Source organism: Microcoleus sp. F10-B2, assembly GCF_036704965.1.
Taxonomy (GTDB): Bacteria; Cyanobacteriota; Cyanobacteriia; order Cyanobacteriales; family Microcoleaceae; genus Microcoleus.
In genome coordinates, this window is sequence record NZ_JAUBTB010000002.1 from 76045 (window position 1) to 102166 (window position 26122).

23 protein-coding genes are annotated in these 26122 nt (G+C 45.8%); 13 read left to right on the forward strand and 10 right to left on the reverse strand.

Annotation, left to right across the window (positions count from 1 at the left end):
* Positions 1–88: 88 nt before the first annotated feature.
* From QUA99_RS01210 to QUA99_RS01220, 3 genes are all read right to left on the reverse strand, one after another.
* The gene (locus tag QUA99_RS01210) at positions 89–1387 is read right to left on the reverse strand and encodes a CAP domain-containing protein (RefSeq protein WP_333234602.1); all 1299 of its coding nucleotides are present in this window, start codon (positions 1385–1387) and stop codon (positions 89–91) included.
* A 652-nt stretch (positions 1388–2039) separates the two neighbouring features.
* On the reverse strand, positions 2040–2714 hold the full coding sequence (nblB, locus tag QUA99_RS01215) for a phycobilisome degradation protein NblB (RefSeq protein ID WP_333234603.1): 675 nt from the start codon (positions 2712–2714) through the stop codon (positions 2040–2042).
* A gap of 144 nt (positions 2715–2858) precedes the next feature.
* Complete coding sequence (locus QUA99_RS01220) at positions 2859–3320, reverse strand: CBS domain-containing protein (RefSeq protein ID WP_333234675.1); 462 nt, start codon at positions 3318–3320, stop codon at positions 2859–2861.
* A gap of 245 nt (positions 3321–3565) precedes the next feature.
* Between QUA99_RS01220 and QUA99_RS01225 the strand changes: the two genes are divergently transcribed.
* The 3 genes from QUA99_RS01225 to QUA99_RS01235 all read left to right on the forward strand — a co-directional run bounded on the left by QUA99_RS01225 (position 3566) and on the right by QUA99_RS01235 (position 6576).
* Complete coding sequence (locus QUA99_RS01225) at positions 3566–3892, forward strand: (2Fe-2S) ferredoxin domain-containing protein (RefSeq protein WP_333234604.1); 327 nt, start codon at positions 3566–3568, stop codon at positions 3890–3892.
* 109 nt (positions 3893–4001) lie between these two features.
* Positions 4002–5462 carry a D-alanyl-D-alanine carboxypeptidase/D-alanyl-D-alanine endopeptidase gene (dacB, locus tag QUA99_RS01230; RefSeq protein WP_333234605.1) on the forward strand — a complete coding sequence of 487 codons (1461 nt, stop codon included), beginning with the start codon at positions 4002–4004 and terminating at the stop codon, positions 5460–5462.
* 217 nt (positions 5463–5679) lie between these two features.
* A complete protein-coding gene (locus QUA99_RS01235; protein ID WP_333234606.1) occupies positions 5680–6576 on the forward strand; it encodes an alpha/beta hydrolase in 897 nt (298 codons plus the stop codon).
* Positions 6577–6694: 118 nt separating this feature from the next.
* Here QUA99_RS01235 and QUA99_RS01240 read toward each other — a convergent pair whose 3' ends face one another.
* Positions 6695–6919 carry a helix-turn-helix transcriptional regulator gene (locus tag QUA99_RS01240; RefSeq protein ID WP_333036912.1) on the reverse strand — a complete coding sequence of 75 codons (225 nt, stop codon included), beginning with the start codon at positions 6917–6919 and terminating at the stop codon, positions 6695–6697.
* Between the two features lie 29 nt (positions 6920–6948).
* Positions 6949–7422 (reverse strand): Coq4 family protein, encoded by a 474-nt coding sequence (locus QUA99_RS01245; RefSeq protein ID WP_333234607.1) that lies wholly within the window; start codon positions 7420–7422, stop codon positions 6949–6951.
* 616 nt (positions 7423–8038) lie between these two features.
* Here QUA99_RS01245 and QUA99_RS01250 point away from each other — a divergent pair.
* A complete protein-coding gene (locus QUA99_RS01250; RefSeq protein WP_333234608.1) occupies positions 8039–8755 on the forward strand; it encodes a hypothetical protein in 717 nt (238 codons plus the stop codon).
* Between the two features lie 477 nt (positions 8756–9232).
* On the opposite strand, the gene QUA99_RS01255 is transcribed toward QUA99_RS01250, so the two are convergent.
* Entirely contained in the window at positions 9233–10717 is a 1485-nt protein-coding gene (locus QUA99_RS01255; RefSeq protein ID WP_333234609.1) for a NarK family nitrate/nitrite MFS transporter, read from the reverse strand.
* 305 nt (positions 10718–11022) lie between these two features.
* Here QUA99_RS01255 and QUA99_RS01260 point away from each other — a divergent pair, with 305 nt between their 5' ends.
* The gene (locus tag QUA99_RS01260; RefSeq protein WP_333234610.1) at positions 11023–11460 is read left to right on the forward strand and encodes a hypothetical protein; all 438 of its coding nucleotides are present in this window, start codon (positions 11023–11025) and stop codon (positions 11458–11460) included.
* A 366-nt stretch (positions 11461–11826) separates the two neighbouring features.
* Here QUA99_RS01260 and recA read toward each other — a convergent pair whose 3' ends face one another.
* Complete coding sequence (gene recA / locus QUA99_RS01265; protein WP_333234611.1) at positions 11827–12966, reverse strand: recombinase RecA; 1140 nt, start codon at positions 12964–12966, stop codon at positions 11827–11829.
* A 318-nt stretch (positions 12967–13284) separates the two neighbouring features.
* Here recA and QUA99_RS01270 point away from each other — a divergent pair, with 318 nt between their 5' ends.
* On the forward strand, positions 13285–14901 hold the full coding sequence (locus QUA99_RS01270) for a glycosyltransferase family 39 protein (protein ID WP_333234612.1): 1617 nt from the start codon (positions 13285–13287) through the stop codon (positions 14899–14901).
* Positions 14902–15391: 490 nt separating this feature from the next.
* Positions 15392–16927, forward strand: coding sequence for a peptide ligase PGM1-related protein (locus QUA99_RS01275; RefSeq protein ID WP_333234613.1), 1536 nt, complete (start codon positions 15392–15394; stop codon positions 16925–16927).
* 472 nt (positions 16928–17399) lie between these two features.
* Here the strand turns inward: QUA99_RS01275 and lepB are convergent, their stop codons facing one another.
* On the reverse strand, positions 17400–18008 hold the full coding sequence (gene lepB, locus QUA99_RS01280; RefSeq protein ID WP_333171045.1) for a signal peptidase I: 609 nt from the start codon (positions 18006–18008) through the stop codon (positions 17400–17402).
* 400 nt (positions 18009–18408) lie between these two features.
* Between lepB and QUA99_RS01285 the strand changes: the two genes are divergently transcribed.
* From QUA99_RS01285 to QUA99_RS01295, 3 genes are read left to right on the forward strand one after another with little or no spacing between them, the layout of a single operon-like run.
* Entirely contained in the window at positions 18409–19737 is a 1329-nt protein-coding gene (locus QUA99_RS01285; protein WP_333234614.1) for a dihydroorotase, read from the forward strand.
* 55 nt (positions 19738–19792) lie between these two features.
* Positions 19793–20119 (forward strand): DUF433 domain-containing protein, encoded by a 327-nt coding sequence (locus QUA99_RS01290; protein WP_333234615.1) that lies wholly within the window; start codon positions 19793–19795, stop codon positions 20117–20119.
* Positions 20120–20122: 3 nt separating this feature from the next.
* Positions 20123–20377: a DUF5615 family PIN-like protein gene (locus QUA99_RS01295; protein ID WP_445250969.1), complete on the forward strand. Its 255-nt coding sequence runs from the start codon at positions 20123–20125 to the stop codon at positions 20375–20377.
* A 233-nt stretch (positions 20378–20610) separates the two neighbouring features.
* Here the strand turns inward: QUA99_RS01295 and tsaE are convergent, their stop codons facing one another.
* Positions 20611–21060: a tRNA (adenosine(37)-N6)-threonylcarbamoyltransferase complex ATPase subunit type 1 TsaE gene (gene tsaE / locus QUA99_RS01300; RefSeq protein WP_333234616.1), complete on the reverse strand. Its 450-nt coding sequence runs from the start codon at positions 21058–21060 to the stop codon at positions 20611–20613.
* A gap of 113 nt (positions 21061–21173) precedes the next feature.
* Positions 21174–22574: a gluconeogenesis factor YvcK family protein gene (locus QUA99_RS01305; protein ID WP_333234617.1), complete on the reverse strand. Its 1401-nt coding sequence runs from the start codon at positions 22572–22574 to the stop codon at positions 21174–21176.
* A gap of 174 nt (positions 22575–22748) precedes the next feature.
* Here QUA99_RS01305 and QUA99_RS01310 point away from each other — a divergent pair, with 174 nt between their 5' ends.
* From QUA99_RS01310 to QUA99_RS01320, 3 genes are all read left to right on the forward strand, one after another.
* Positions 22749–23531: an ATP-binding cassette domain-containing protein gene (locus QUA99_RS01310; RefSeq protein ID WP_333234618.1), complete on the forward strand. Its 783-nt coding sequence runs from the start codon at positions 22749–22751 to the stop codon at positions 23529–23531.
* A gap of 100 nt (positions 23532–23631) precedes the next feature.
* On the forward strand, positions 23632–25122 hold the full coding sequence (locus QUA99_RS01315; protein ID WP_333234619.1) for an MlaD family protein: 1491 nt from the start codon (positions 23632–23634) through the stop codon (positions 25120–25122).
* A gap of 181 nt (positions 25123–25303) precedes the next feature.
* Entirely contained in the window at positions 25304–26080 is a 777-nt protein-coding gene (locus QUA99_RS01320) for a Uma2 family endonuclease (RefSeq protein WP_333234620.1), read from the forward strand.
* The last annotated feature ends 42 nt before the right edge of the window (positions 26081–26122 follow it).

Genomic DNA, 26122 nt, shown 5'->3' on the forward strand with positions numbered 1-26122 from the left:
GGCTTTCACTGGGACTGCGATCGTAAAGCGCTCTCGTTTTTAGATTCCTGACTTCTCCAAGAAGTCGGGAATCTGGGTATGCTGTTTTTTAGGCGTTGACAAAAACAGAAGATGTAAGCTGACTTTGACTGACACCCTGCACGATTCCCAAATAATTACTGCCCGACTTAATCGCCCAAGAAGCGACGCTTGCGCCTCCATCCAACTGCAAACTCACAGCTTCAAAAGTCAAGTTTGCAAATCCGATACCGTCAGTCAAACCAATGTTATCCCCAGCCCCAAAATCGACAATTAAATCTGCACTAATTAAAGTAGCCGAAGCAGACAAACCTCCTGCTAAAATAAACGTATCATTTCCGCCACCGCCGGTCAGAATATCTTGCCCGCGATCGCCCGCCAACAAATCGTCGCCGTTACCGCCAATCAAGATATCATCTTCTTTGCCGCCGCGAATAGTATCGTTACCGTCAGATCCGATTAGCCGATCGTTATCGTTGTTGCCGCTGATAAAATCATTGCCAATACCGCCATCAATTGAATCCGATTCTTTGCCGCCCGACAAGCTGTCATTGCCACCTGCGCCATTAATTGTATCCGCACCTTGCATTCCATTAATGCTATCAGCACCTTCTCCCCCAATGATATTATCTTTGCCGGAAAGGGCAAAAATTGGCAATCCCGCAGCATTTGTCGGTATTTGAGTATCGGCACTATCTGATAGGAAATAATTGCCGTCGCTGGCTGTATTTTTGGGTGCTGTCGTCGGGCTGCCGTCCCCTGTAGCATTGGGTATTGGCGAAATAATCGATACCAATGTGTTGGGAGTTGGTGTGGGAGTTGGTGTGGGAGTTGGTGTGGGAGTTGGTGTGGGTGCGGGATTGACGCTACCGTCAAGAGAAGTCGCAAAAACTTGCGTCCAATAGTGATTCCAATTTTCTGTGCCAGTATCGTTGGCTAAGAAATAGTAACCGATGCCAATTTCTTTGAGATTTGGGTTGAGAATGTTAGTGCGATGGCCGCTGCTGTTCATCCACGATGATACAACTTGTTCGGGTGTAGAAGATCCCGCAGCGATGTTTTCTGCCGCCGCTGAGAATTGATAGCCAGTTGCAGTAATCCGGGTTCCGGGTGATGAACCATCTTTTCCGGTGTGATCGAAAAAGTCTTGCACTGCCATGTTTTGGGTGTGAGTTTGCGCCGCATTTAGTAACTGAGTATTTAAGGTTAGCGGGGATAAACTCAATTTGCCGCGTTCTATGTTGGTAAGTTCTAAAACTCTATAAATAAAGTTTTGATTGGTTGGATCTGGTGCGACTTGAGAGGCCGATCGCTCTCCTGTTAAAATGTCAGAGGACTGATAACCGGAATTTTGTAGTTGTTCAAGCATGGGGACGATCAAGAGTTTTAAGAGTTGTTTTTGCTGGTAGATGACTTACCCTCTTAACGATAGTTTCCCCGATCGCTAGCTGGTTGGGTACAATTCAATAATTGTGTTAATCCCTGCCGCTACCGTATTTATTTTAATTATAGCTTTTGTCAAAGTGGGGATGTCAAGAGACAGACTCAGGTTTGGATCGGGAAGAGTGCGATCGACTTTGAGGAGAGTTTACAGGAAATTCGCGATGGCAGCATCTCATATTTGTAAAAACACTTCTTCTGGCTCCTTCCTTCTTCCTCTTTCCTTCTGCCTCCTGCCTCAAAACTCCTGCCTCAAAACTCCAATTTCTAGCTTGGCTGCTTTCATTGAGATGCTCCCTTCGCGATCGCCTGTGGCATCAATACAATTTTAGATTTTAGATTTTAGATTTTAGATTTTTCCTGATTAGTTTAGTATGGTTTACGCTGCACAGCCCGCTGGCTGGCTAGAAACCCGGTTTCTACGAGTTTTGCAGACAAAAACGAGCAATATAGGAAGAAACCGGGTTTCTGAATTCTGTGTGCGATCGCGAACGGAGTTGTTACTAGAATCCGCACCAAAAATTCTAAATGAATTCAAAATTCACAACCGCGCAGGCTTGTTCGCGACCGCCACAGCAATCTCAAGATTTCAAACTATTTTCTTGTCCGGCTTTAGCCTCCTGAGCAACTTGCTCAACCTCATCTTTGGCGAGAATTTCCAAAGCTGCCTCTGCTTCTGTACCGCCCAACCGCCCCAGAGCTTGGGCGACTCTGTAACGGATCTGCCAATCTGCATTGGAAGCGTAGGGAAGCAGCAGCGGCAGCGCCCGTCGATCTCCCAATTCACCTAATGCGCTGATGGCAATGGTTTGGATCAATTCGTTTTCAGAAGTCAGGGCATTTTCTAACATCGGAAAGGCTTTGGGATCTCCCATTTCTCCCAAAGCAGCAACGATGCTCAGTTGCACCAGCCATTCAGAGGTACTGCTGTAAACTTGCTGCAAATCTTCTAAAGCATCGGTTAATTTCAATGCGCCCAAAGCATCGGCTGCTGCTGCTTGCACGTCGGGTTCTGGGTCTTTGTGCAGGCTGTTGAGCAGTACCTCTAAAGCGTTCGGCAGATTCTGCGTGCCGAGGGTTGATATCTGGCTGACTGCTGCGTAGCGAACGCGGACGTTTTTGTCGCCGATCGCACTTTGAATCAGTTTATAGGCAATCGCGGGTTCTAGTTGCCGCAGTTGGTTGACTGCGAGCAGTCTTTCGCCAAAATCCTCGGAATTCAGCAATTGTTCGACAGACTCAGGGGTAATGCTCATCGGATTTTAGATTTTAGATTTTAGATTTTAGATTTGGTAATTGGTAATTGCCAAAAGCGAGCGAGATTTAAGGAGCGATTCCCTACGGGATAGCTTCGCTTCACGACTCATTTTCTGATACAGTCCTGGAACTGCAACCGTTAATTAAGATTCTGCAGCCATCGATCGGATAATATCTCCCCTAGTGAGGATGCCGATTACTTTGCCCGCAGTATCGACCACCGGCAATCGGTGGATGCTGCGATCGTGCATCAGTTTGGCAGCTTCTTGGACAGATTTGTCGGGCCCGATGGTAACTGGTTCTTTACTCATCGCTTCTCCTACTGTTTGTCCTAAAGCCTTGTGGAGGTCTCGCTCGTAACGAGATGGATTTTCCAAATAAATCACGCTGTCGAGCACCATGATGTAAGCGGGCGGAGTTACGCCGGTTTCGCGCCACATCAAGTCGGTTTCGGAGATGACTCCTACCAACAAGTCATTCTCATCTACGACGGGAAGACCGCTAATGCGTCGATCGGCTAAAATTTTAATCGCTTCGTTCAAGGGCATTTCGGGTCGCGCCAAAATCGGCTCGCGGCTCATTACATCGGCTACTGTTTTTGGCATGATTAGCGGTTGATTGAGTTGTTTCTCTAAATCGATCATATAGGGAAAGCGCGGCACAGACTGAAGAAAGGCAGCTCTGCTGAAGGTATTCGTTAGAAGGTAGAAGGAAGGAAAAATTTTGAGTGCCAGAATTTTTGCTGTTTTTTTCGATCGCACTGTAAAATTCTGCCCTTTCCCGGACTCCGGCGGGCGATCGGGCTGACAAGATTGTTAAGATATCTTAAAGAGCGGATAAATCCTTAGCGATGCCAGAATCTCCAACCTCAGAACCAGACTCCCAACCAGAACCGCGCTGTGTATTGGTTTGCCAGTATCAATCTTGCCTGAAAAACGGTTCAGCAGCAGTGCTAGCTGCTTTTGAAGCTCAACAAGTTGCAGGGGTAACAGTTGAGGCCAGTAGCTGTCAGGGACAGTGCAACACTGGCCCGACTGTACGAGTTACTCCAGACGAAATTTGGTATTGTCGAGTTAAACCGAGTGATGTACCGTTGATTGTGGAACAGCACCTCAAAGGGGGAAAACCTGTAGAGGCGCTGTTCAATCCGAGAATTCATGCGCGTTATTATTATTAAAATTGACTTTACTCCGCGACACTTCCAAGCTCTGGCGCATTTAATTTTAATAATTATTGTTAAGGAACTTGCGCTCATCAACCCGGTTTGTACGATCGATCTCTAATATATGTACGACTTGAGAATCAAAGGAATTGCGCTTAGTTTGTTAGTGCTAGTTCTGGGGCGTCCGCCGGCGGTTGCTGCTCAAACGCCGGCGGTTGCTGGGGATATTTGTCCTGGGGAATTGGGGGCGCAAGTAGATGCGATCGTCAACCGTCCCGAATTTAGCCGATCGCGCTGGGGCATTTTGATTCAACCTCTATCTTCTACTGCTACTCTCTACAGCCGCGACGCCCAAAAATATTTTATTCCAGCATCAAATGCCAAGCTGCTAACCACAGCCGCTGCTTTGCAGAAACTCGGTGCAGATTTTCGGATTAAGACATCGGTTTACAGCGGCGAAAATGGAAGTTTGTACGTTGCTGGCAGGGGAGATCCGAGCATTGCTGAGGCTCAGTTGAAATCCTTGGCGCAGCAGTTGAAGCAGCGGGGAATCAGTCAAGTTAACGAGTTGATTGGCGATGACAGCTATTTTCAAGGCAGTGCAGTCAATCCGAATTGGGAATGGGAAGACGCGCAAGCTGGCTACGGAGCGCCGATTAACAGTTTAATTTTCAATCAAAACGCGATCGACCTTCTCTTGTCCCCACAGGCTCTGGGGCAACCTCTGAAAGTTACTTTTGCCGAACCAAAACTGGCAAATCAGTGGCAAATTCAGAACAATTCACTAACAGTCGCTCAAAACGAATCTGAGTTTATTGAAGTTGGCCGGGAGTTCGATCGACCTATAATTCGAGTGGGCGGACAGTTGAAAGTTGGTGGGGAACCTGAATCAGCTTATGTGGCAGTTGTCAACCCCGCTAATAATTTTTTGCAGTATTTTCAACAAGCCCTGGCAGCAGAGGGAATTCCTGTTAAACAGGCTTTAGTTGCATCGGCTTCTCGCCGCAATTTAAATCAAGAATTAGCGACCGTTGAATCGCCGCCACTGGCGGAATTGGTGAGAGAAACTAATCGCGTAAGCAACAATCTTTATGCAGAAGTTTTATTGAGATTGCTGGGAAAAGTTACAGACAAGATGCCCCTGCCGCAAGAGGATACAGGTGAAATCGGTTTGAAAGAGTTAAAGACAGTTTTAACTCAATTAGGAGTAAATCCAAACAGCTACATATTAGCCGACGGTTCGGGACTTTCCCGCCACAATTTAATTAGCCCTGAAGCCTTGGTGCAAACTTTGAGATTTATGGCCAATTCACCTGCTGCATCGATTTACCGCCAGTCACTGCCGATCGCAGGCGAAAACGGCACTTTGAAAAATCGCTTAAATATTACACCAAACCGCGTAATTTTGCAAGCAAAAACAGGAACGTTGAGCGGTGTTTCGGCGCTGTCGGGATATATCGAAGTTCCGAATTACGAGCCGCTGGTGTTTAGCATTATCGTGAATCAATCTGACCTATCGGCTGCAAAAATGCGATCGGCAACTGACGAAATTGTGCTATTATTGAATCGCCTGCGCCGCTGTTAAAACAACAATTTTAAGGTGAGAAAGTTAAGATTCGTAATTACACCTAAAAAGCAGGACACCGAAAAACCCTACAAGTTTTAAGTTTAATTAGATTGCAGCGGCGGGACTCGAAAAGCAGCTACAATAAAAGCAGAAACATTAAAACCATTGGGTCGTTTCAGCCTGCTACCAGTCGGGTGGTTCTGTACTTCCCCAAAATAAGTCTAACTTTCCAACTATGAATTCTTTCGATTCCGAACAGCAACACATCTTTGTCGAAACCAACAACATCCGCCTGCACTGCGTTTCTCAAGGAGAAGGGGAGCTCGTTCTCCTCCTGCACGGGTTTCCCGAGTTTTGGTACTCTTGGCGCCATCAAATCCCTGCTTTAGCGCGTCATTTCAAGGTTGTGGTGCCGGATTTGCGCGGCTACAACGATTCCGACAAGCCGGCCAGCGGCTACGATTTAGATACGCTGAGCGCCGATATTCGCGGTTTGATTGCCAGCTTGGGCTATGCAAAAGCTCACGTTGTCGGTCACGATTGCGGCGGTGCGATCGCGTGGAATTTAGCTCAAAAATTCCCCGAAAAACTCAACCGCTTGGCGATTTTAAACGCTCCCCACCCGCAGCGATTCGTGCAGGAAATGGCGAGCAACTTAGATCAAATCCGCCGCAGTTGGCACATTTTGGCTTTTCAGGTTCCCGGCATCCCCGAATGGTTGATCCGGCAAAATTTGAAAGATTTTGTGCAAAGTATTTTGCAGGGACAAGCTATTCGCAAAGGAGCTTTTAGCGCTGAAGAAACTAAGATTTATCAGACCGCTTTAGAAAAGCCCGGAGTATTAGCGGCTGCGATGAATTATTACCAGCAGATGTTTCACCCGCAGCGGATTTGGAATTGGGGACAGAAAGTAGAACCCGTGACAGTTCCTACTTTGGTGCTTTGGGGAGAAGAAGATGCGTTTTTGAGCCACAAACTTGTAGAAGGTTTAGACCGATTAATTACGGCTCCGTTTAAGTTGAAATTAGTTCCTAACTGCGGTCACTGGATTCAGCAGGAAGCGCCGCAAACGGTGAATCGAGAATTGCTGAGTTTTCTGAGAAATTCTTCTCCTTCTTTGGCTTTGGCATAGAAAAAAATTAAAACTTGCAAGTAAGAACGGGCTCTCCTGCCCGTTCCACAAGAAGATTGAATTTTTGTGGAACGGGCCGGAAAGCCCGTTCTTGATATCTGACAAATTCAACTGTTTGTTAATCCCAGAGCAAATTTTCTTGGATCAGCAGTGCAATCATGGCAGTTCGGGAACAAACACCGAGTTTGATAAAAATCCGCCTCACGTAAGTAGCAACCGTCCAGTGACTGATATTTAAATTTTTGGCAATACATTTATTTGGCAGACCTTGGGCTACTAATTGCGCGATCGCTCTTTCCCGCGGACTCAGGCTAATTTCCGGTTTGTAACTTTTGCTTTGCATACTTTTGCAATGAGGTAACGAGTTAAAATCTAATCAATTAAGGGTTGAATTCTGAGTTTTTCTCGAACTTCAGATAAAGGAGTTTCCCAATCAGATGCAACGTCCCAATCTATTAGCCGATTGGCTAGTTTTCCGTGTTTTAAGCCTTTGATAATTTGTCCGATCGTGCATTTGCCGCCGATCAGTCCAACTAACACTAAAATCGCACAGGAAGGACGAAATACTTGAGCGCGAGTAAACGCTTGAAGTACCAATTCATCTTCTGTTGAAGCTGAAAGACCGGTCAGCACGTGCCAAACGTCGTGGTTTCGCTGAATCCAGTCTCCCGATGCGATCGGCTCAAAGCCTTGTTCGTCTAGAAATCGCGCCACTTCGCACCCTAATGTTCCTGCTGGCAGTTGGCGCAATTTTGCCAAGTCTATTTCAAAATGTCGATCGCTCTCAATTTGAGGATTAATTGTTTGAGCCATCTTTAATATAACTTCTAATTGACCGTCAGCCATAATTTATTTTACCTTAAGTAAAAACTTGATTTTAGTCACAATTTAATTTGCGTGGCTTAAAGTTCATTCGCGATCTAGACCAACTTGATTTTTTGAGCGAGTCAGCTCAGAAATTCGTCTTTTCTATTCGAGCAATCTGCTTTCAGGAACCTTTGCATTTCTTTACAAACAGCCTGAGATGTGAAATTTGCCCGCTTTAACGATCGCCCTAGTGTTGCTAACACCAACTTCGCCGTCGCGCCACTACTCCGTAAACTCCACAGTATTTAACGGTGATTCCAGCTCCTTACTTACGTATATAAATTTATTTTGCTAGGAATTATTAGCACTTGCAATGAGTCAGAAGTGAGAGCGTGTAGGTTTATTGATACGGGTGCTTCCAAGTGAAAAGAGTTGAAGGGATCTGAAGTAGGGTGAAGTTTTGCAGAGTTAATACCGTCAATGGAGCTCAAGAACAGGCTTTCCGGCGCGTTCGACAAAAATTAAATTTTGTTGTGGGCTGGGCACTCTTAGGCCGCCCGCGCTGTCGATCGAATGAGTGACACTCGATCGAGCGACTGGCAAGTATTTTCACCAATAGCTATAAATAAAGTATGAATTTATCCCCAGTGTAGCTATGAAAAAACATGATATCTGGTTGTCCGCAGCAGTTTTGTCATTATTTTGGTGCGGCGCTGCTAGCGCTACTACTTATATTAGTGCCACGGGCAAAACTTCGTTAAACCTATCAGAAGAAGGTAATAGTCCCCGAGGATTTTATTATACAAAAGTAGGCGATCGCGAATTTATAGGCGATATTAAAATCAACCGTTCTGAAGGCGCGGCCGGCTCTTACCACTACAGGGGAACTTTCCAAGATCGCGCGATCGCGCCTGGCAGAAAAATTGTTTGTTCTGGCGATATCGCCATTGTCAGGCATCAAGTTGGAACCAGCGGCCAATTGGGAGTAAAAGTTACTTGGAAGGTGAAGAGAGGAGAAAATTGTCCCTCCATCCAGACATTTCAAATGAATTTAGTTGAGCCTTTACCGCGTGCTAATGCTAGCGGCGACTACACTTCTAACAATGCTAATACTTGGCTGACAGAAACTGCTGGTTTAGCAACTTGGCCATTGTGGCGAATCACGTCGCGGGATGGAGAACTCAACTGTCGCCAGACGCCAAACGGAGCAATTAAACAAGTTTACCGCGCGAACAAAGATAGAATTTCCGGTGAACTCAGGGGAACAAATGCAATTAAAATTGAGAAGGGTCAATCCTGGCTCTTGACAACAAAAGGCTGTTATGTGCGTGCTAATTCTCAATACATTCAGCCAATTTCTTTGCCGCAGTAAGTGATATCAAATCTGTTATAGCAATCCTAAATCATTGGCATAATTATTGTAGGGGCAATCCCCCCGTGGTTGCCCGATAGATAGGGGGTAGGCAAAGAAAGGCACTACCCCTACAAATTTATCTGAATCATTTAGGATTGCTATAGTATCGGAATTATTCATATCTCTGCAATCTTTATCTGCGTAAATGTGCGTCAATCCATTGTTATCTGCGGTTAATACATTCTCTTTTTTTTTACGCAGATACAAGCAGATAAACACAGATTAACGCAGATGAATTAGATCGAGTCCGGTTGCACCGTCCGTAATTGTTGACTGTTGACTGGATTTTACAATTTCGATGCTGCCGGATTCGATCTGACAAAAGTGATAAATAAACTGCTGCGGATGTTAAAGCCCTAGTTCTTCAATAAACAAGTCAGGCTTCTGGGTGTTCTGTTTTTTTTAAGTTGTTCTACTTAAAACCTAATTTGCCATTTAGTGGCCCAGCAGCATAGCTTCTTCTGCCAAATCTTTGCTTGCAATAACCTTCGGCTCCTTCAGGATAAAAACACAAAGGAAGCACACAATTACAGCAGCAATTCCGAGTACCTCAAAGAAGCTGCGGTTGCCTGCCACTGTTTGGGGCAGAAAGCTATAAAGGGTGGCATAAATTACAGAGCCGACACTGCCGTAAGCACCGATATTGCCAGCAATTTGACCAGTTGCTTCTGGTTTAATTAAGGGGGCGATGCCAAAAGTTGCGCCTGCTGCGGCGAAGACAAAGAAGGCACATAACATGGTCACGATCATCACAATTGCTAAATGCCAGTTGGCGCTAATTTGGCTCATTATTAAATACCCCAATCCCACTCCGCCCGTCATCACTGTCAGCGTCCACTTGCGGCTGCCGATTTTATCAGAAATTAAGCCTCCGGCTGGACGGCTGACCAAGTTCATCAGGGGATAGGTAGCAGCTATCGGCCCGGCGATCGCATGATTTAGATTGAAGGTGTGTTCAAAAAATTCCGGTAACATGGAAACCACAGCGAGCTCTGAACCAAAGCTGACTGCATAAGCTAATTCTAATACGAATACTTGACTGATTTGATAGCGTTCTTGAGGTGGGTAATGTTTTTGACCGGTGACAACTTCTCGGTTAACTTCCCAGGCTTTGTAAGCCTGAATTAAATAGAGTGCTGTCAAACTAATCCAAATAGCGTACATCACATTTGCAGTCAGAAAATTTGCTTTCTGCAAGCGCCACACAATCAAAGCTAAAGCACCAAATAGAGGAATATTGGTCATCGACATTGCCCAAAAGCTTTTGGCACTGGTGACTTCCATTGCGCCGTTGCGGGTCGGGCGCTGATAGATTTTGCCGGGAGGAGTGTCTTGAACGTTGCAGTAAAAAATGACTCCGAAAACTGCTGTGGCAATTCCAGTAAGGGCGATCGCCAGCCGCCAATTTGTGTGTCCGACTGATAGAAAAGCTGTTCCTGCCGCGATCGCCGGTAACGCTGCTTCTGCGGCAAAAGAGCCAAAGTTGCCCCAGCCGCCGTAGATACCTTGAGCGAAGCCGATATCTTTTGGGGGAAACCATTCGGCAACTAAGCGAATGCCAACTACGAATCCAGCGCCGACAATTCCCATTGCCAAACGGCTCAAAACTAACTGATTGAAGTTCTGGGCAAAGGCGAATGCCAAAGTTGGAAATGCTGCATACACCAGGAGTGAAGAGAAGGTGATGCGAGGCCCGAAGCGATCGAGCAACATCCCGATAATAATACGTGCAGGAATTGCGAAAGCTAAGTTACACAAACTGATGATTCTGGCTTGCCCAACTGTCAATCCCAAATCGTGCTGCACCGTTGTGCTGAAGGGTGCGTAGTTGAACCAAACTACGAAAGTTAAGAAAAAAGCAAACCAACTTAGATTCAGAATCCGAAAAGGTCCTCTGAACGATAAAAGCCCTTGAAGCATATATAACAACTTGTCCTAATAAATAATACAGATTATTAATTTCGAGTTGACTTTCTAACTGTTTGGGGTAACGGTTTATTTACTTTCGCGCTTTTATCCGTTGCGTTCCAATTCAAGTGGATGTCCAGAGGAAAAATTGTATACAAAGTTACTGTTTATCCTCAAAACGCCAGTTAGCGCATCGAATTGATGCGGCTATTGCATTTAAGTCTAAATTTAGTAATAAATACTTATTGCGTTAAAATTCAAAAAAATGTATATTTGAATACAGAAATTAAATTTATTATAAAAACAGGTAAGTAAAAATGCTTGTACGCTTAACCGAAACAGAAACCCAGCAAGGCGATCGCCACTCAACCAGTGCCATGAACAACGGATTAAAGGTTAAATCAAGACTTTTTAGTTTTCTGACAGTATGTGTGGCAGTGGCTGGATGCTTGGGAACTGCTTCTGGGGCGATCGCCCAGGAAGCTCAACCGCAAGTCAAAGCACAGGCGATCGAGCAATCCAATCAGCAGCCAGTCAACAGCACGACAAGTCAACCTACTGCTGCGCCTCAATTCGATGCAGCAGCGCAAGAAGAAATTGCTCAGATGTTGCTGGGATTTATCTATTTTGTGTTGCCAGTGGGTGTGGGCTTAACTATTTTTCTGCACGACAAATATGCTCAGAAGCGGTCTGCTACTCTCAACCAGCAGATAGAAGTTTTAGAGATTTCCTTCCACCAAAATCCTCAACATTAAACGCGCTCTCAAAAGTATCTGGCGGTTAAAACTCATATTTTGCAACAATTTTAGCAACAGGCAAGATGCCTGTTTCACAAGAAAATTGAATTTTTGTGGAACAGGCATCTTGCCTGTTCTTGAAAATATTGTTCTTGGGTTAATTCAAGGCAACATACTATTGCTAAGCTCAAGAAAATTGAATTTTTGTGGAACAGGCATCTTGCCTGTTCTTGAAAATATTGTTCTTGGGTCAATTCAAGCCAACCTAATATTGCTAAGCTGTCGCGCATCTAAATTGTATTTTTAGGGCAGGCGCGACGCCCACCCTACAAGAATTTCATCGCACTTGACTGTAAAATTTAGATGCAGCTCAGCTTAAAAGATTTAGATTTCTTCCAAATCCTCTAGATCTTCTACATTGTCTAGATCTTCTACATTGTCTAGATCTTCTGCATCCTCATCATCATTGTCAACAGGGGCAACAGAATTAGCAGAAACCACAGCACCAGTCTCAAGTTTCTTTTTAACTAGCTGCTCAATTTCATTTTTGAAGTCGGCATTTTTCTCCATGTGTTGGATCACTTTGTCTCGTCCTTGAGCTATGTTCTCGCCGTTATAGCTATACCAAGAACCTTTTTTGATAATTACTCCCATTTCGTCGGCCAAGTCAGTCAGACAGCCTAAAGTAGAAATGCCTTTTCCAAATACAATGTCAAATTCGGCAATGCGGAAAGGCGGAGCAACTTTATTTTTAGCAACTTTAACTTTCGTGCGGTTGCCGTACTCTTCTGTGCCTTTTTTCAAGGTTTGAATCCGGCGAATGTCGAGCCGCACGCTGGCGTAGAATTTGAGTGCGTTACCGCCGGTTGTTGTTTCGGGGTTGCCGTAAGTTACGCCGATTTTCTGCCGCAGTTGGTTGAGGAAAATGACGGTACAGCCGGATTTGCCGATGTTGCCGGTGATTTTCCGCAAAGCTTGACTCATCAAGCGCGCTTGCAAACCCATGTGGGAGTCGCCCATGTCGCCTTCGATTTCGGCGCGGGGGACGAGGGCGGCTACGGAGTCAATGACTACGATATCGACGGCGACGGAACGGACGAGTTGATCTACTATTTCTAGGGCCATTTCGCCGGTATCCGGCTGGGAAACTAAGAGATTTTCAATATCGACGCCTAAAGCTGAGGCGTAGGTGGGATCGAGGGCGTGTTCGGCATCGACGAAGGCTGCGATACCGCCGGATTTTTGGACTTCGGCGATCGCGTGGAGGGCTAGAGTGGTTTTACCGGAACTTTCCGGGCCGTAAATTTCAATGACTCGGCCTTTTGGCAAACCGCCGCCCAAAGCAATGTCCAGTGTCAGGGCTCCGGTGGGAATGGTTTCTACCCTCATGCGAGTGGAGTCTCCCAATCGGACGATCGCCCCTTTGCCAAAGCTGCGCTCGATTTGGGAAAGTACGGAAGTTAGAGCTTTTTGCTTTTCTGAGTTTTCAGTGGAAGTTTTTATAGACGCTTCTTTTTTTGGCATTTGTGGTACGCGGGTAGACCCCTTGCGGAGCTTGTTGATTAACTGTACAACACGTATGTTAGCAGTTATTTTTGGGCTCTGGAGCTTCTGGGAGGATCTGGTTGAAGATTCTTGATTTTGGGGGTGGTTCAGCCTCAGCCAGCTTTCAGAAGGCTCTGGTCTAGAAGGTATTCGGCATCCGGCAGAGGGTAGAATTATTGTCTGTTGGGGTATGTACTGGGTATCGATCGCTCTGGGAGTGAGGTTTAAGATGGTCTAAAGTGCCAAATTCCGTCAAGCGTAGCTATCCCGCAGAGAATCGCCACAATTAGGACAAGCATGGGATCTACAACACATCAAGACACATCTGCTAATATCAAAAATTCCCGCTGGCTGATGAACTTATTGGCGATCGGCATTTTACTAGGTATCGGATTTCGGTTTTTTGAGATCGATCGCAAACTTTACTGGCACGACGAAGCTTACACATCAATCCGCGCCGCTGGTTTCACCCGCCAAGAAATCGACGGCGAACTATTCCAAAACCGGATTGTTCCCGCACCAGAATTGCAAAAATATCAGCAGATTAAACCCGGAAGTACAGAAGCAGACACAATTCGTTCTTTAGCACTAGAAGACCCGCAGCATCCGCCTTTATACTTTCTCATGGCTCGTTGGTGGATGCAGCAATTTGGCAGTTCTCTAACAGCATCCCGCACTTTGCCAGCACTATTGAGTTTGCTGTCGCTGCCTTTGATGTACGCTTTAGCTCAGGAACTTTTCGCCTCGAATTTGGCTGCGTTATTAGCAACAGCACTTTTGGCTTTATCTCCCTTTGACATATTGTTTGCTCAGACAGCAAGGCAGTACAGTTTGCTGACAGCCACAGTTATTGGCAGCAGTTGGCTGCTGCTGAGAGCAGTGCGGTTGCGGGGTTGGCAAAATTGGGTCTTTTACTCGCTGGCGATCGCCCTTGGTTTCTACACTCACCCTTTTTTCTGTTTAACACTCATCGGACACGGAGTTTTTATAATTGCTTACTGGTTGTTTGTCAAAAAAAGAGAATTGGAAGGTCACGTCACTAATTCCCTATTTTTTCTAGCAGTAATAGCAGCTTTAATATTGTATTTTCCGTGGATTTACGTGCTGGCAACCAACCTGGAACGAGCATCAGCTACGACAGATTGGACGCGAGTATCTCCTGGTTTGCTGTATCTTGTCAAATTGTGGGCGCTCAGCTTTACAGCCTTATTTTTTGACTTGGACTTCGGGTTTGATCGTATTGGGAATTATCTGCTGAGATTGCCATTTTTGCTGTTAATTGCGGCAGCCCTTTACACAATCTGCCGCCGGACTAGCAGTTCAACTTGGCTGTTTATTGTAACATCAATTTTTGTACCTTTTTCGATCCTGGCTTTACCGGATCTAATCCTAGGCGGCAAACGTTCCGCCGTCAGCCGCTATCTGATTTCCTGCTTTCCGGGAGTGCAGCTAGCAGTTGCTTACTTGCTCGCTTGTTACCTGAAAACTCAACAGCGGTTTTGGCAAGTCATTTTAGCCTTGGTATTTACAGCAAGTATAGCATCCTGTACGGTCAGCGCTTTTTCTGATACTTGGTGGAGCAAAGACTTGAGCTATTTTAATGCTGAAGTTGCCAAAATTATTAACAAAGAGGCGATAGCTAACCGATCGATTAAAGATACAATTGTAATTAGCGATCGCGGCAACGATTTTACGAATATGGGAGATTTGCTATCTCTGAGTTATTTGCTCGACAAAGACGTGCGGCTGATGCTGATGAGCCAGTCGCCAGAAATCGAGATGCTGAACAAATATTCGGCTCCCCTGGTGTTCCGCCCTTCGGAAAAATTGCGATCGGCACTCAAGCAAAATCAACGCCGCCTAGAGCCAATATTGGAGTATGCCAGACTTTTTCGAGCGCGGCGAGCTTCTTAGAGCAGATTGACAGAAATGGACGATCGTCCTCGGTAGGGTGCGTCAGTCGATTTTAGATTGTAGATTGTAGATTTTAGATTTATTCCACAGATGAATCTGGGAGATTAAACTTTGGTCTAAAATTTTTGGATATTCACGACAGGATTCGGGGGCTTGTATCCGTTTATGGGCTGGGCCCGAAAAAACTGTTTGAATTGCCTCAAATGTTTCGACTGACGCACCTTAAATCACTATTTGGACATTTTTGTCAATATTCCCGGTAAAGTGCGTCAGACAAAAAACTGTGTGAGTTGTCTCAAATATTGGGGCTGATATAGCCTTTCTCAGAAAGATGAGATACCCGACGTGCATAGGGCATAGGGCATAGGGCATAGGGCATAGGGCATAGGGCATAGAGCATAGGGCATAGGGCATACCTCACCACGCTTGAGAAACGCTATACACCCGACACGATCGGCAATAATTATTTGAATACTTAGGATTAAACGCAATGCAAGAGTTAAATAATTCATCTTCCGAATTCGCAGAGGAATTTCGCAATCTTCAAAAAGAATTACGCGAACGTTGGCGAGCTATCGAAGAATTCGACAGCGGAGATTGTGACATTATTATCATTCCTTCTCTCAGCTTAGATCAGCAAGAAATGAAGAAAGTTGAGGGTGCTTACCACTACGAAGAGCGGCATTTATTTTCATTGATTCGCCTGCGAAATCCCCGCACGCGCTTAATTTACATTACCTCCGAGCCGCTGCACCCGATGATTGTGGATTATTACCTGCAATTGCTGCCGGGAATTCCGTTTTCTCACGCGCGCGATCGGCTTTTGCTGTTCTGTACTTACGATGCTTCTGCCAAATCCCTCACCCAGAAAATTTTAGATCGTCCCCGCTTGATGGAGCGCATTCGTCAAGCAGTGCGGCCGACAAAATCTTATATGGTTTGTTACAACTCGACGCACTTAGAACGCGAGTTATCTGTTAAATTGGGGATTCCTTTGTGGGCCAGCGATCCCGATCTTTTATACTGGGGAACAAAAAGTGGCAGCAGGCAAATTTTTAAAGAATGTGGGTTGCCTTATCCTGACGGTTCGGAGTTGGTTTGGAATGCGGAAGATTTAGCGGAATCAGCAGCTCAACTGTGGGAAAGGCAGCCGCATTTGCAGCGGATCGTAATTAAGTTAAATGAAGGTTTTTCGGGTGAAGGAAATGCAATTTTAGAGCTGAATTCCCTCGCAGGTAAAGCGCCTACAGAAAGAGCGAAGGCAATTGGCGATAGCTTCCCTAATTTGCGCTTTCAAGCAACGGGCGAAACCTGGGAAAATTTTAGCACCCGCATTCCCGAATTAGGGGCAATTGCCGAAGCATTTATCGAAGGAGAAGAAAAGTTATCGCCCAGCGTTCAAGGCAGAATTGTTCCCAGCGGCGAAGTAGAAATTCTCTCAACCCACGACCAAATTTTAGGAGGCCCAGACGGCCAAATTTTCTTGGGCTGCCGATTTCCTGCGGACGAATCTTATCGAATAGCTTTGCAGGAATTGGGATGGAAAGTCGGCCAAAACTTAGCTAAAAAAGGCGCTTTAGAGAGATTTGGAGTAGATTTTATGGCAGTCCGGCAATCCGACGGCAAGTGGGATATGCAAGCAATAGAAATTAACCTGCGCAAGGGCGGGACAACTCATCCGTTTATGGCGCTGAAGCTGTTAACAAATGGTCGGTACGAACGTTCTACAGGATTATTTTACAGTCAGCAGGGTCGTCCGAAATATTATGTGGCTTCCGACAATTTGCAAAAAGAACGCTATCGGGGATTGTTGCCGAATGATTTGATGGATATTATTGCTGACAATCAACTGCACTTTGACACTGGTACTGAGACGGGTACGGTGTTTCATTTAATGGGTTGTTTGTCGGAGTTTGGCAAGTTGGGATTGACAAGTATCGGCAATTCGCAGCAAGAGGCAGAGGAGATGTACAAAAAAGTTGTGAAAGTTCTCGATCGCGAAACGTCAGGCGATTTTAGATTTTAGATTTTAGATTTTAGATTTTAGAATCGATCCAGTCAGTCAGCGTAGAGCCCCGGCTTCTTGAAGAAGTCGGGGCTCTAATATCCCTCGCGTTTTGTATAGCAAACGATAAGACGATTAGGGCGATTATGGCGATTTGAGATTTGAGATTTTAGATTTTAGAATTGATCCAATGAATCAGCTTAGAGCCCCGGCTTCTTGAAGAAGTCGGGGCTCTAATATCTCTCGCGTTTTGTATAGCAAACGAGAAGACGATTAGGGCGATTTGAGATTTGAGATTTGAGATTTGAGATTTGATCCAGTCAGTCAGCGTAGAGCCCCGGCTTCTTGAAGAAGTCGGCGATCTAATATCCCTCGCGTTTTGTATAGCAAACGAGATAGCAAACGAGAAGACGATTAGGATGTTCTCAATCACCCAAACCATTGCTATTATTGAATTGGCCTTTTTGCTTCTTCCTTCTTCCTTCCGTTGTAGCTAATTTTTAGCGGGATAAAGGGGCGTGGGGTCGATCGAACCTGTGCGGTTGAGCGGCCAAAAACGCACAATTGCCCTACCGATGATATTTTGCTTGGGTACAAAGCCCCAATAATGGCTGTCACAGCTTGCGTTGCGGTTGTCGCCGAGCACCAAGTAAGAATTTGGAGCCACAACTACAGGCCCGTAGGGATACTGCGGAATTTCTTCAATATATTTTTCCTGTAGCGGCTGCTTGTTAATAAAAACTTTTCCGTCTTTGACTTGCACAGTGTCGCCTGGAAGTCCGATCACTCGCTTGATATAGGCATCTTTGATCGGTGGCGGCTGTCCCGTGCACAAACTAGCCGGGTCAGGAGGCATAAATACGATAATATCTCCTCGCTGGGGATCTTGGAATCGATAGCTTACCTTATCTATAATTAATCGATCGTTAATTTGTAAGGTTGGAAGCATCGAGCCAGTGGGAATGTAGCGAGCTTCGGCAACCAGGGTGCGGATGCCAAAGGCCAAAAATGCTGCTAAGCCGATCGTCTTAATTCCTTCTATCCAAGGATTTTCGGTGTCTTGCGGAGGTTTTTCGTCGGCTGACTTGTCTAGACGAGTCATAAGTATTAAGTGACTGGGCTGGATACAAATTATAAACTTAATTCAGAGTTTTTTCAGGAAATCTGCAAAATCTTTGCCGGCAGGGTGGGTTTTTGCATTTGCCCTGTTAATTGACGAGTTCAAAACCTCGATTTGTGTGCGAATAATTTTTTTATGACTCGCTGGAATGCCTACCCATAAAAAACTATTTGTTGCTTTACAGGAATCTGCCTGTCACTTCAAACCTGCCCAATAAGAAACCGGGTTTCTTACATAGATATATCGTCCTCAACCTCTTGTTTTTTGTATAAACCGGGTTGGCGAGCGCAAGTCCCATTCATATTTCTTACTATTAGCAGACCTATTTTGAGGATAAAATTTTTCCAGGCACACACACACACCACTCATTTAATTATAGCTTATGCCGACCACATCTAGTTTGTTAATCCGCCGCGCTCGCATTTTGTTACCCGACGGCGAGTTTTTGGTAGGGGACGTGCAAATCTGCGATGGCAAAATTGTTCGGGTTGCTCCTGAAATTGCCGCATCGGGCGATCGAGAAATAGATGCCAAAGGCTTAACTCTGTTACCCGGAGTAATCGATCCCCAGGTACACTTCCGGGAACCGGGTTTAGAACACAAGGAAGACTTGTTTACCGCTAGCTGTGCTTGCGCTAAAGGCGGCGTGACATCGTTTCTGGAAATGCCGAATACGCGACCTCTGACCACAACCCAAGCTGCCTTAGATGATAAACTCAGCCGCGCTGCCGAGAAGTGTTTGGTGAATTACGGCTTTTTTATTGGTGCAACGCCCGAGAATTTGCCGGATTTGTTGAATGCGAATCCGACTCCGGGAATTAAGGTGTTTATGGGTTCGATGCACGGCCAGTTGTTGGTGGATGGAGAGGAAAATTTAGAGCGAGTTTTCGCAAAGGGCGATCGACTAATTGCCGTGCACGCAGAAGACCAAGCTAGAATCAACCAGAGGCGTCTTGAATTTGCCGGGATTTCCGATGTTGCCGTACACTCGCAAATTCAAGACAATCAAGCAGCTTTATTGGCAACTCAACTAGCAGTAAAACTTTCTAATAAATATCAGCGCAGACTGCACATCCTGCACCTGTCTACGGGGGATGAAGCTGAGTTTTTGCGCCACGAAAAACCGAGTTGGGTGACAGCAGAAGTTACGCCGCAGCATTTGTTGTTAAATACCAGCGCCTATGAAAAAATTGGCAGTTTAGCTCAGATGAATCCGCCTTTGCGCCAACCCCGGGATAACGAAATACTTTGGCAAGCTTTACTCGACGGCGTAATTGATTTTATCGCCACCGATCACGCGCCGCACACATTAGCAGAAAAAGCTCAAGATTATCCGAATACGCCGTCGGGAATGCCGGGAGTTGAAACTTCTTTGCCTTTGATGCTGACGCAAGCAGTAGAGGGAAGATGTACAGTGGCACAAGTTGCTAATTGGATGTCGGCGGCCGTTGCTAAGGCTTATAAGATTCCCAACAAAGGGGCAATTTCTCCGGGCTTTGATGCAGATTTGGTATTAGTAGATTTGGATAATTATCGACCTGTGGTGCGAGAAGAAATGGTGACCAAGTGCGGCTGGAGTCCTTTTGAAGGTTGGAGTTTGACTGGGTGGCCCGTTGTGACTGTTGTTGGAGGAAAAGTTGTTTTTGAGAATGGTAAATTGGATACAAATGTGAGGGGAGAAGCTTTGACATTTGACGCTGAGCAAGCATGAATTTAGGTCAAGTGTTATAATTGGGTATTCCTGCATCGCAAAGGCGATTTTACCCATGCTCCTCGAAGAACTAGAAACACAACTCCTGGCCTTAACTCCGACTGAGAAAGCTGAAGTCATCCGGCTTTTAACCCAAAGTTTAAACAATAGTTGGCCAGGAATTACCAAAACTCCTGACGTGTGTGGTGGCGATGCTTGCATTGCCAAAACTCGCATCCCAGTTTGGCTGCTTGAAAGTTTTCGCCGTGAAGGTTCAAGCGATGCTGAACTTCTACAATTTTATCCCCATCTCAGCGCGGCCGATTTAGTCAATGTTTGGACTTATGCTGATGCACATCTGGAGGAAATCGAAGAAGCAATCTCCAAGAATGAGGAAGCCTGAGTCATGCTGAATTTGTATGCAGACGAACAATTTCCTTGGCCCGTTGTGCAATTGCTGCGCGCTTTTGGTCACAATATCCTGACTGTTCAGGAAGCAGGAAAAGCAGGAATTGGGATTCCAGATCAAGAGGTGCTAGCATTTGCTATAAGCAAAGATAGAGCTGTTTTGACATTAAATCGGTTTGATTTTATCGGACTGCACAACCGACAGCCAGACCACTCTGGTATTATTGTTTGTACCAAAAATCGGAATGTATAAATGTTGGCAACACGCATCAATGATGCTATTGCTGGTGAAGAAAGTTTGAGAGGCAAATTGATTCGTGTTAACCGTCCGCATTAAGTTCGCGCTGAGATGTTACACCATTCTCTCTTAACAGACAAGATGCCTGTTCCACAAAGAGTGAATTTTCTTCTTGTGGAACAGGCATCTTGCCTGTTCAGAAAAGGCTGAGTGAGAATGGTGCAACATCTAAATTAAATCGCCCTTTCTCACTTTTCCCATTCCCAATCCAATAATTCGCCATTACCAATTACTTCAGCTTGCCGCCCGTTATCTAAATAACTTAAAGAAATTTGCAAATAATTTTCTGGCTTGTACTGCAATCTTTCCGCCCATTCGATCGCCACAATTCCCAAATCCCTTTCTAACCCGTCCCAATAACTTTCTAAGTGCAAAGCCTCCGCTTCTTCGGGTTCCAGTCGATACAAATCTAGATGATACAGCGGAACTCGCCCAGCAAAATACTCGTTAATTAGCGTGAAAGTAGGACTCTCGATCGAGTCTGAGATTCCTAAACCTTCAGCGATGCCTTGAACCAAGGTAGTTTTGCCCGCACCTAAATCTCCTTGTAATAAGATTACAGTGCCGGCGGGGAGCGATCGACCTAACGCAGCACCAAACTTGCGCGTAGCCTCAGAATCTGGAAGCAAAGTTTTCATTTCAATAATTAGTCATTAGTCCTTAGTTATTTGTTATTTGTTACTTGCTTGTGGCTGCTAATAACCAATAACCAATAAAATTAGTCAACACTCAACTGTCAGCATTCACCAGCTTAAATGTTCTGGGCGCGGCCGTACCAACGCAGCAACATTCCCGCCAACCTTTGAGAATTGTGCCGAATTAAACCCGTATTTTGATCTTCATCCATGACATTGGCGATGACAACTCGCCGCCCCAATTGCGTTACGGCTTCTCGATCGAGCACAACCGGATAAGAATTCTCCTGAGAATAGCGGATCAAAGCCTTTGCAGAAGGGACTTTTCCTTGAACTACTACAGCATCGAACAGCGGCCGGCCGCAAGCGCGGTCGATCGCCCGAATGTGGTCTGCAACGCTGTATCCGTCAGTTTCCCCCGGCTGAGTCATAATATTGCACACATAAATGCGCGGAACTTCGCTGTTGGCGATCGCATCAGCAATTTCCGGCACCAACAAATTCGGAATGACACTCGTATAAAGACTCCCCGGTCCAATAATAATAAAATCCGCTTCCCGAAGACCTTCCACAGCCCTAGGTAATGCCGGAGGATTAGCAGGATTACAGCCTATTTTGAGGATTTGCCCGTTAGCTTTTGTAATGTTGGACTCCCCCTCAATCCTGCGGCCGTCAGCGAGTTCTGCCCACAAAGAAACATCGCTCAGAGTAGCCGGCAGCACCTCTCCCCTCACTGCTAAAACTTTAGAACTCGCCGCGATCGCCTGTTCCAAATCTCCAGCAATATCGCTCATCGCCGTCAAAAACAAATTCCCAAAACTGTGACCCACCAAACCGTCACCAGCCCGGAAACGATATTGAAATAACTCAGTCAATAACTTTTCCTCATCTGCCAAAGCAGCCAAACAATTGCGAATGTCTCCCGGCGGCAATACCCCAATTTCCCGCCGCAGCCGCCCGGAAGACCCGCCATCATCCGCCACCGTGACAATAGCAGTGATTTTGGCGCTGTAATCCTTCAATCCCCTGAGCAAATTAGAAAGGCCCGTACCGCCCCCAAGTGCCACAATTTTCGGGCCGCGGTGCAAGCGGCGGTGGTTGAGGAGTCGATCGACCAATTCCTCATTCCCTTCGGGCATCAGCACTTGAGTAATAGAGTTCAAACTGCGAGTTTGCCCCCAAAGAATTAACAAAATCCCGCCAGCAATGATGATCGGCCCCGACACGTAATTGGGAATAACTTCCGCAATCCACGCCAAAAAATTTCTCAACAATTGCAATAAGAAGAAAATGGGAGTCATCCCAGTCCAAATCGCTAAACCCAAAGTGGCAAGTACCACGCCGCTAGCACTAATCAGCAGCCACCGTTTCACTAACAGTCCGGGGGCTAACCACTTAAACCACTGGTGAACTCGCCCGTTCCGCAAAGAAGGGGGGTAAGGATTTCTGGATTGGGCAAAAACCTGCTTGGCTTTAGCCAAGACGCGGAGGGCTTTAGGAAGTGAACTAATTGACATGGTTAATTAGTCTTAAGGGTATTGGAACAGCTCGAGCTGACAAATTTACAATACAAGAGAGTTTTGATTCTGGCAGTCAATTTAAGTCATTAGTCAATTAAAGTCATGAGTCATGAGTCATTAGTCATTAGCTAGACTGATGACTGAGGACTGACAACTTATTGATAACATCTTATGGTTGAGCCGCTAATCGAACTCAAGGGAGTAAGTAAGTCCTTCGGCCAGAACCCGATCCTCGATCGAGTCGATCTGAGGATTTATCGGGGAGAAGCCCTGGCAATTATTGGCCCTTCCGGGACGGGGAAGTCTACTATTTTGCGGATAATTGCCGGTTTGTTGGCCCCGGATGCCGGTGAGGTTTTCGTTCAGGGACAGCGCAGGGTCGGATGGGTGGACGACGTGGCAGATCCGATCGGAATTGGGATGGTTTTTCAGCAAGCGGCTTTGTTTGATTCGCTGACGGTGGAGGAGAATGTCGGTTTTTTACTTTACCAGCATTCTAAGCTGCCGCGCCGCCGCATTCGGGAATTGGTGGAGGAGAAGTTAGAGATGGTGGGTTTGCCGGGAATTGGCCAACGCTATCCGGCGCAGTTGTCTGGGGGAATGCGGAAGCGGGTAAGTTTTGCCCGCGCCATCATGGCGAATCCCGATAATGCTAGAGACAATCCAGAGGTTTTGCTGTACGACGAACCGACGGCGGGTTTAGATCCGATCGCTTCGACGGTAATTGAAGATTTAATCCGCGACTTGCAGGCGGCCCAAGGTGTTTGCAGCACTTATGCGATCGTCACTCACCAAGACAGTACCATCCGCCGCACTGCCGATCGCATCGTGTTTCTCTATCGAGGCAAAGTGCAGTGGGAGGGAACTGTTAATGACATTGCATCGACAGATAATTTGTTAATTAAACAATTTTTTAGCGGCAGTGTTACTGGGCCAATTCAAGCGCTTGGATAGTCAGCCAATTTTAGATTTTAGATTTTAGATTTTAGATTGAAATGACCGATGACCAATGACTAACGACTAATAACCAATGACCAATGACTGAGGAGAAAATATGCGATCGCGAACTGTAAGAGAAGGTTCTGTCGGGTTCTTAATTTTAGTAGGAATCGGTTTATTTGGCGGCTTAGTGCTCTGGCTGCGGGGCGTGCAGCTAGGGAACCGCAGCTACAAATTCGCCGTAGAATTTGCCAGCGCCCAAGGAATGCAAATAGGCACGCCCATCAGGTATCGCGGGGTTGCAGTTGGTAAAATTACCGCCCTCAAACCGGGTTCCAACGGCGTAGACGTGACGCTGGAAATTGCCCCCGGTACTTTAGTGATTCCCCGGGATGTTACGATCGAAGCGAATAAATCCGGTTTAATTGGCGAATCGTCGATCGACATTACCCCCAACTCGATTTTGCCAGAATCGTTACTTACCGCCAATCCCGTTAGTGCCGACTGTCCCCGTGAGATTATCTGCCAAAATTCGCGCTTAAAAGGTCAAGCTGGAGTCACTATCGACGAACTAATTAAATCCACAGTCCGCCTAGCTAATTTCTACACCGACCCCGCGCTGTTCAACAATATTAAATCCCTGGCAGAAAATACAGCCAACACAGCTAAAGGTGCAGCTAAACTCACTCAAGATTTATCGAATTTAACTCAAACGGCCCAAACCGAAATAAAAACTTTGAATCAAGCTGTCAGGGGAGACATTGGCAGCTTAAATCAATCGGTAAAAACAGAAATAGCCGGCTTAAATCAATCATTAAAAGGAGAAGCCAGCAGTTTAAATCAATCATTAAAAGGAGAAGCCAGCAGTTTAAATCAATCGCTTAAAGGAGAAATATCAGCAATCGCCGCTGATGTTTCTAAAGTCGCAGCTACGGCGGACACTTCCACAAAAGCCGTATCTACCGCTGTAATAACTTCTGCTAATTCAGTAAGTCAAGCAGCCAATCAAGTTACATTAACAGCCAATCAACTCAATTCTTTAGTCGCAACCAACCGCGCCAGTTTAGTTTCAACTCTGAATAACATCAATCAAAGCAGTCAGGAACTGCGGGTAGCTGTCAGCAGTTTGAGTCCGACAATTAATCGAATCAACCAAGGACAATTGCTGAACAATTTAGAAGTTTTATCAGCAAATGCTGCCCAAGCTTCGGGTAATTTGCGAGATTTATCCAGCCAGGTAAACAATCCCGCCACTTTGCTATTATTGCAGCAAACTCTAGATTCTGCACGAGCTACATTTCAGAACGTGCAGAAAATTACTTCCGACGTGGATGATTTGACCGGAGATCCGGCTTTCCGCAACAACATTCGCAGGTTGTTCAACGGATTGGGAGGCTTGTTGGGTTCGACAGAACAACTGCGACAGCAAGTTAAAGTGACTCAAACATTAGCTCCCCTTTCTCAGAAAGTAAATGCGAGTAAAACTGCCAGAAATCCATCAGTAGAGCCTGGATTTCCTCGCTTGCAAAAACAGCCAAAATTGCCTGTTATACCTTCTCAAACTGCAAGGTCAGTAGAACCAGTTGCTCCCCAAAATACCCCTTAAAATAGGGTATACTTGAATAACTGCAATTGCCGAATATTCGCGATCTACTCCAGTTAGTAACCAGCGCAATATGCACCAAAATTACAGCTAGTTAATAAGGTGCGCCTTTCGCACCCGGTATTAAAGTTATTGTCCAAATCCTATTAACAAAAAACTCTTTCTATCGCAACAAGGAAAACTAATGACGCAAACATTATCGAAACCGGACGCAACCAAAACTCAGTATACTGTAACTTGGGAAAAATTGCCAGATGACTTTAAATTACCAGACGAGCCTGTGGAAAACATCGACCAACCACTTTTAGCCGCCGCCCTCCGAGAAGCCTTGGATCTCGCCGGATTTATCCTAGCTTCAATGCTAATAGCTTCCAATTTTGGACTGTGTGCCAAAGTCAACGACAAAATAGTAGTAAAAGCCCCAGATTGGGTGTACGTTCCCTCGGTATTGCCCGCAGCACCAGGAGAAGTTCGCCGCAGTTATACGCGCAATGCTGAGGGAGAAGTACCCGCAGTAGTGATGGAATTTTTATCGGATACTGACGGCAGTGAATATTCAAATAAACCGACATATCCTTACGGAAAATGGCGGTTTTACGAGCGAATTTTGCAAGTACCGATTTATGTAATTTTTGAACCTAAATCGGGAGTATTGGAAGTGTACAGACTCTCGACTTCTGGAGAATACGAATTGCAAGAACCGGATGCTAATCAACGATTCTGGATAGAATCAATGGGTTTATTTCTGGGGGTTTGGGAAGGTGAAAAATCTCAGAGAACTGGTTATTGGTTGCGCTGGTGGGATGAGAATGGCAATTTGCTGCTGTGGGGTGCCGAACGGGTGGAACAGGAACGCCAGCGCGCCGAAGAGGAACGCCACAGGGCCGAAGAGGAACGCCACAGGGCCGATCGACTTGCAGCATACTTGAGAAGTCAGGGCATCGATCCCGATGGAGTTTGAGGGTGTAGGGTTCGCGCGATCGAACAAAAGTTAATAAAATTG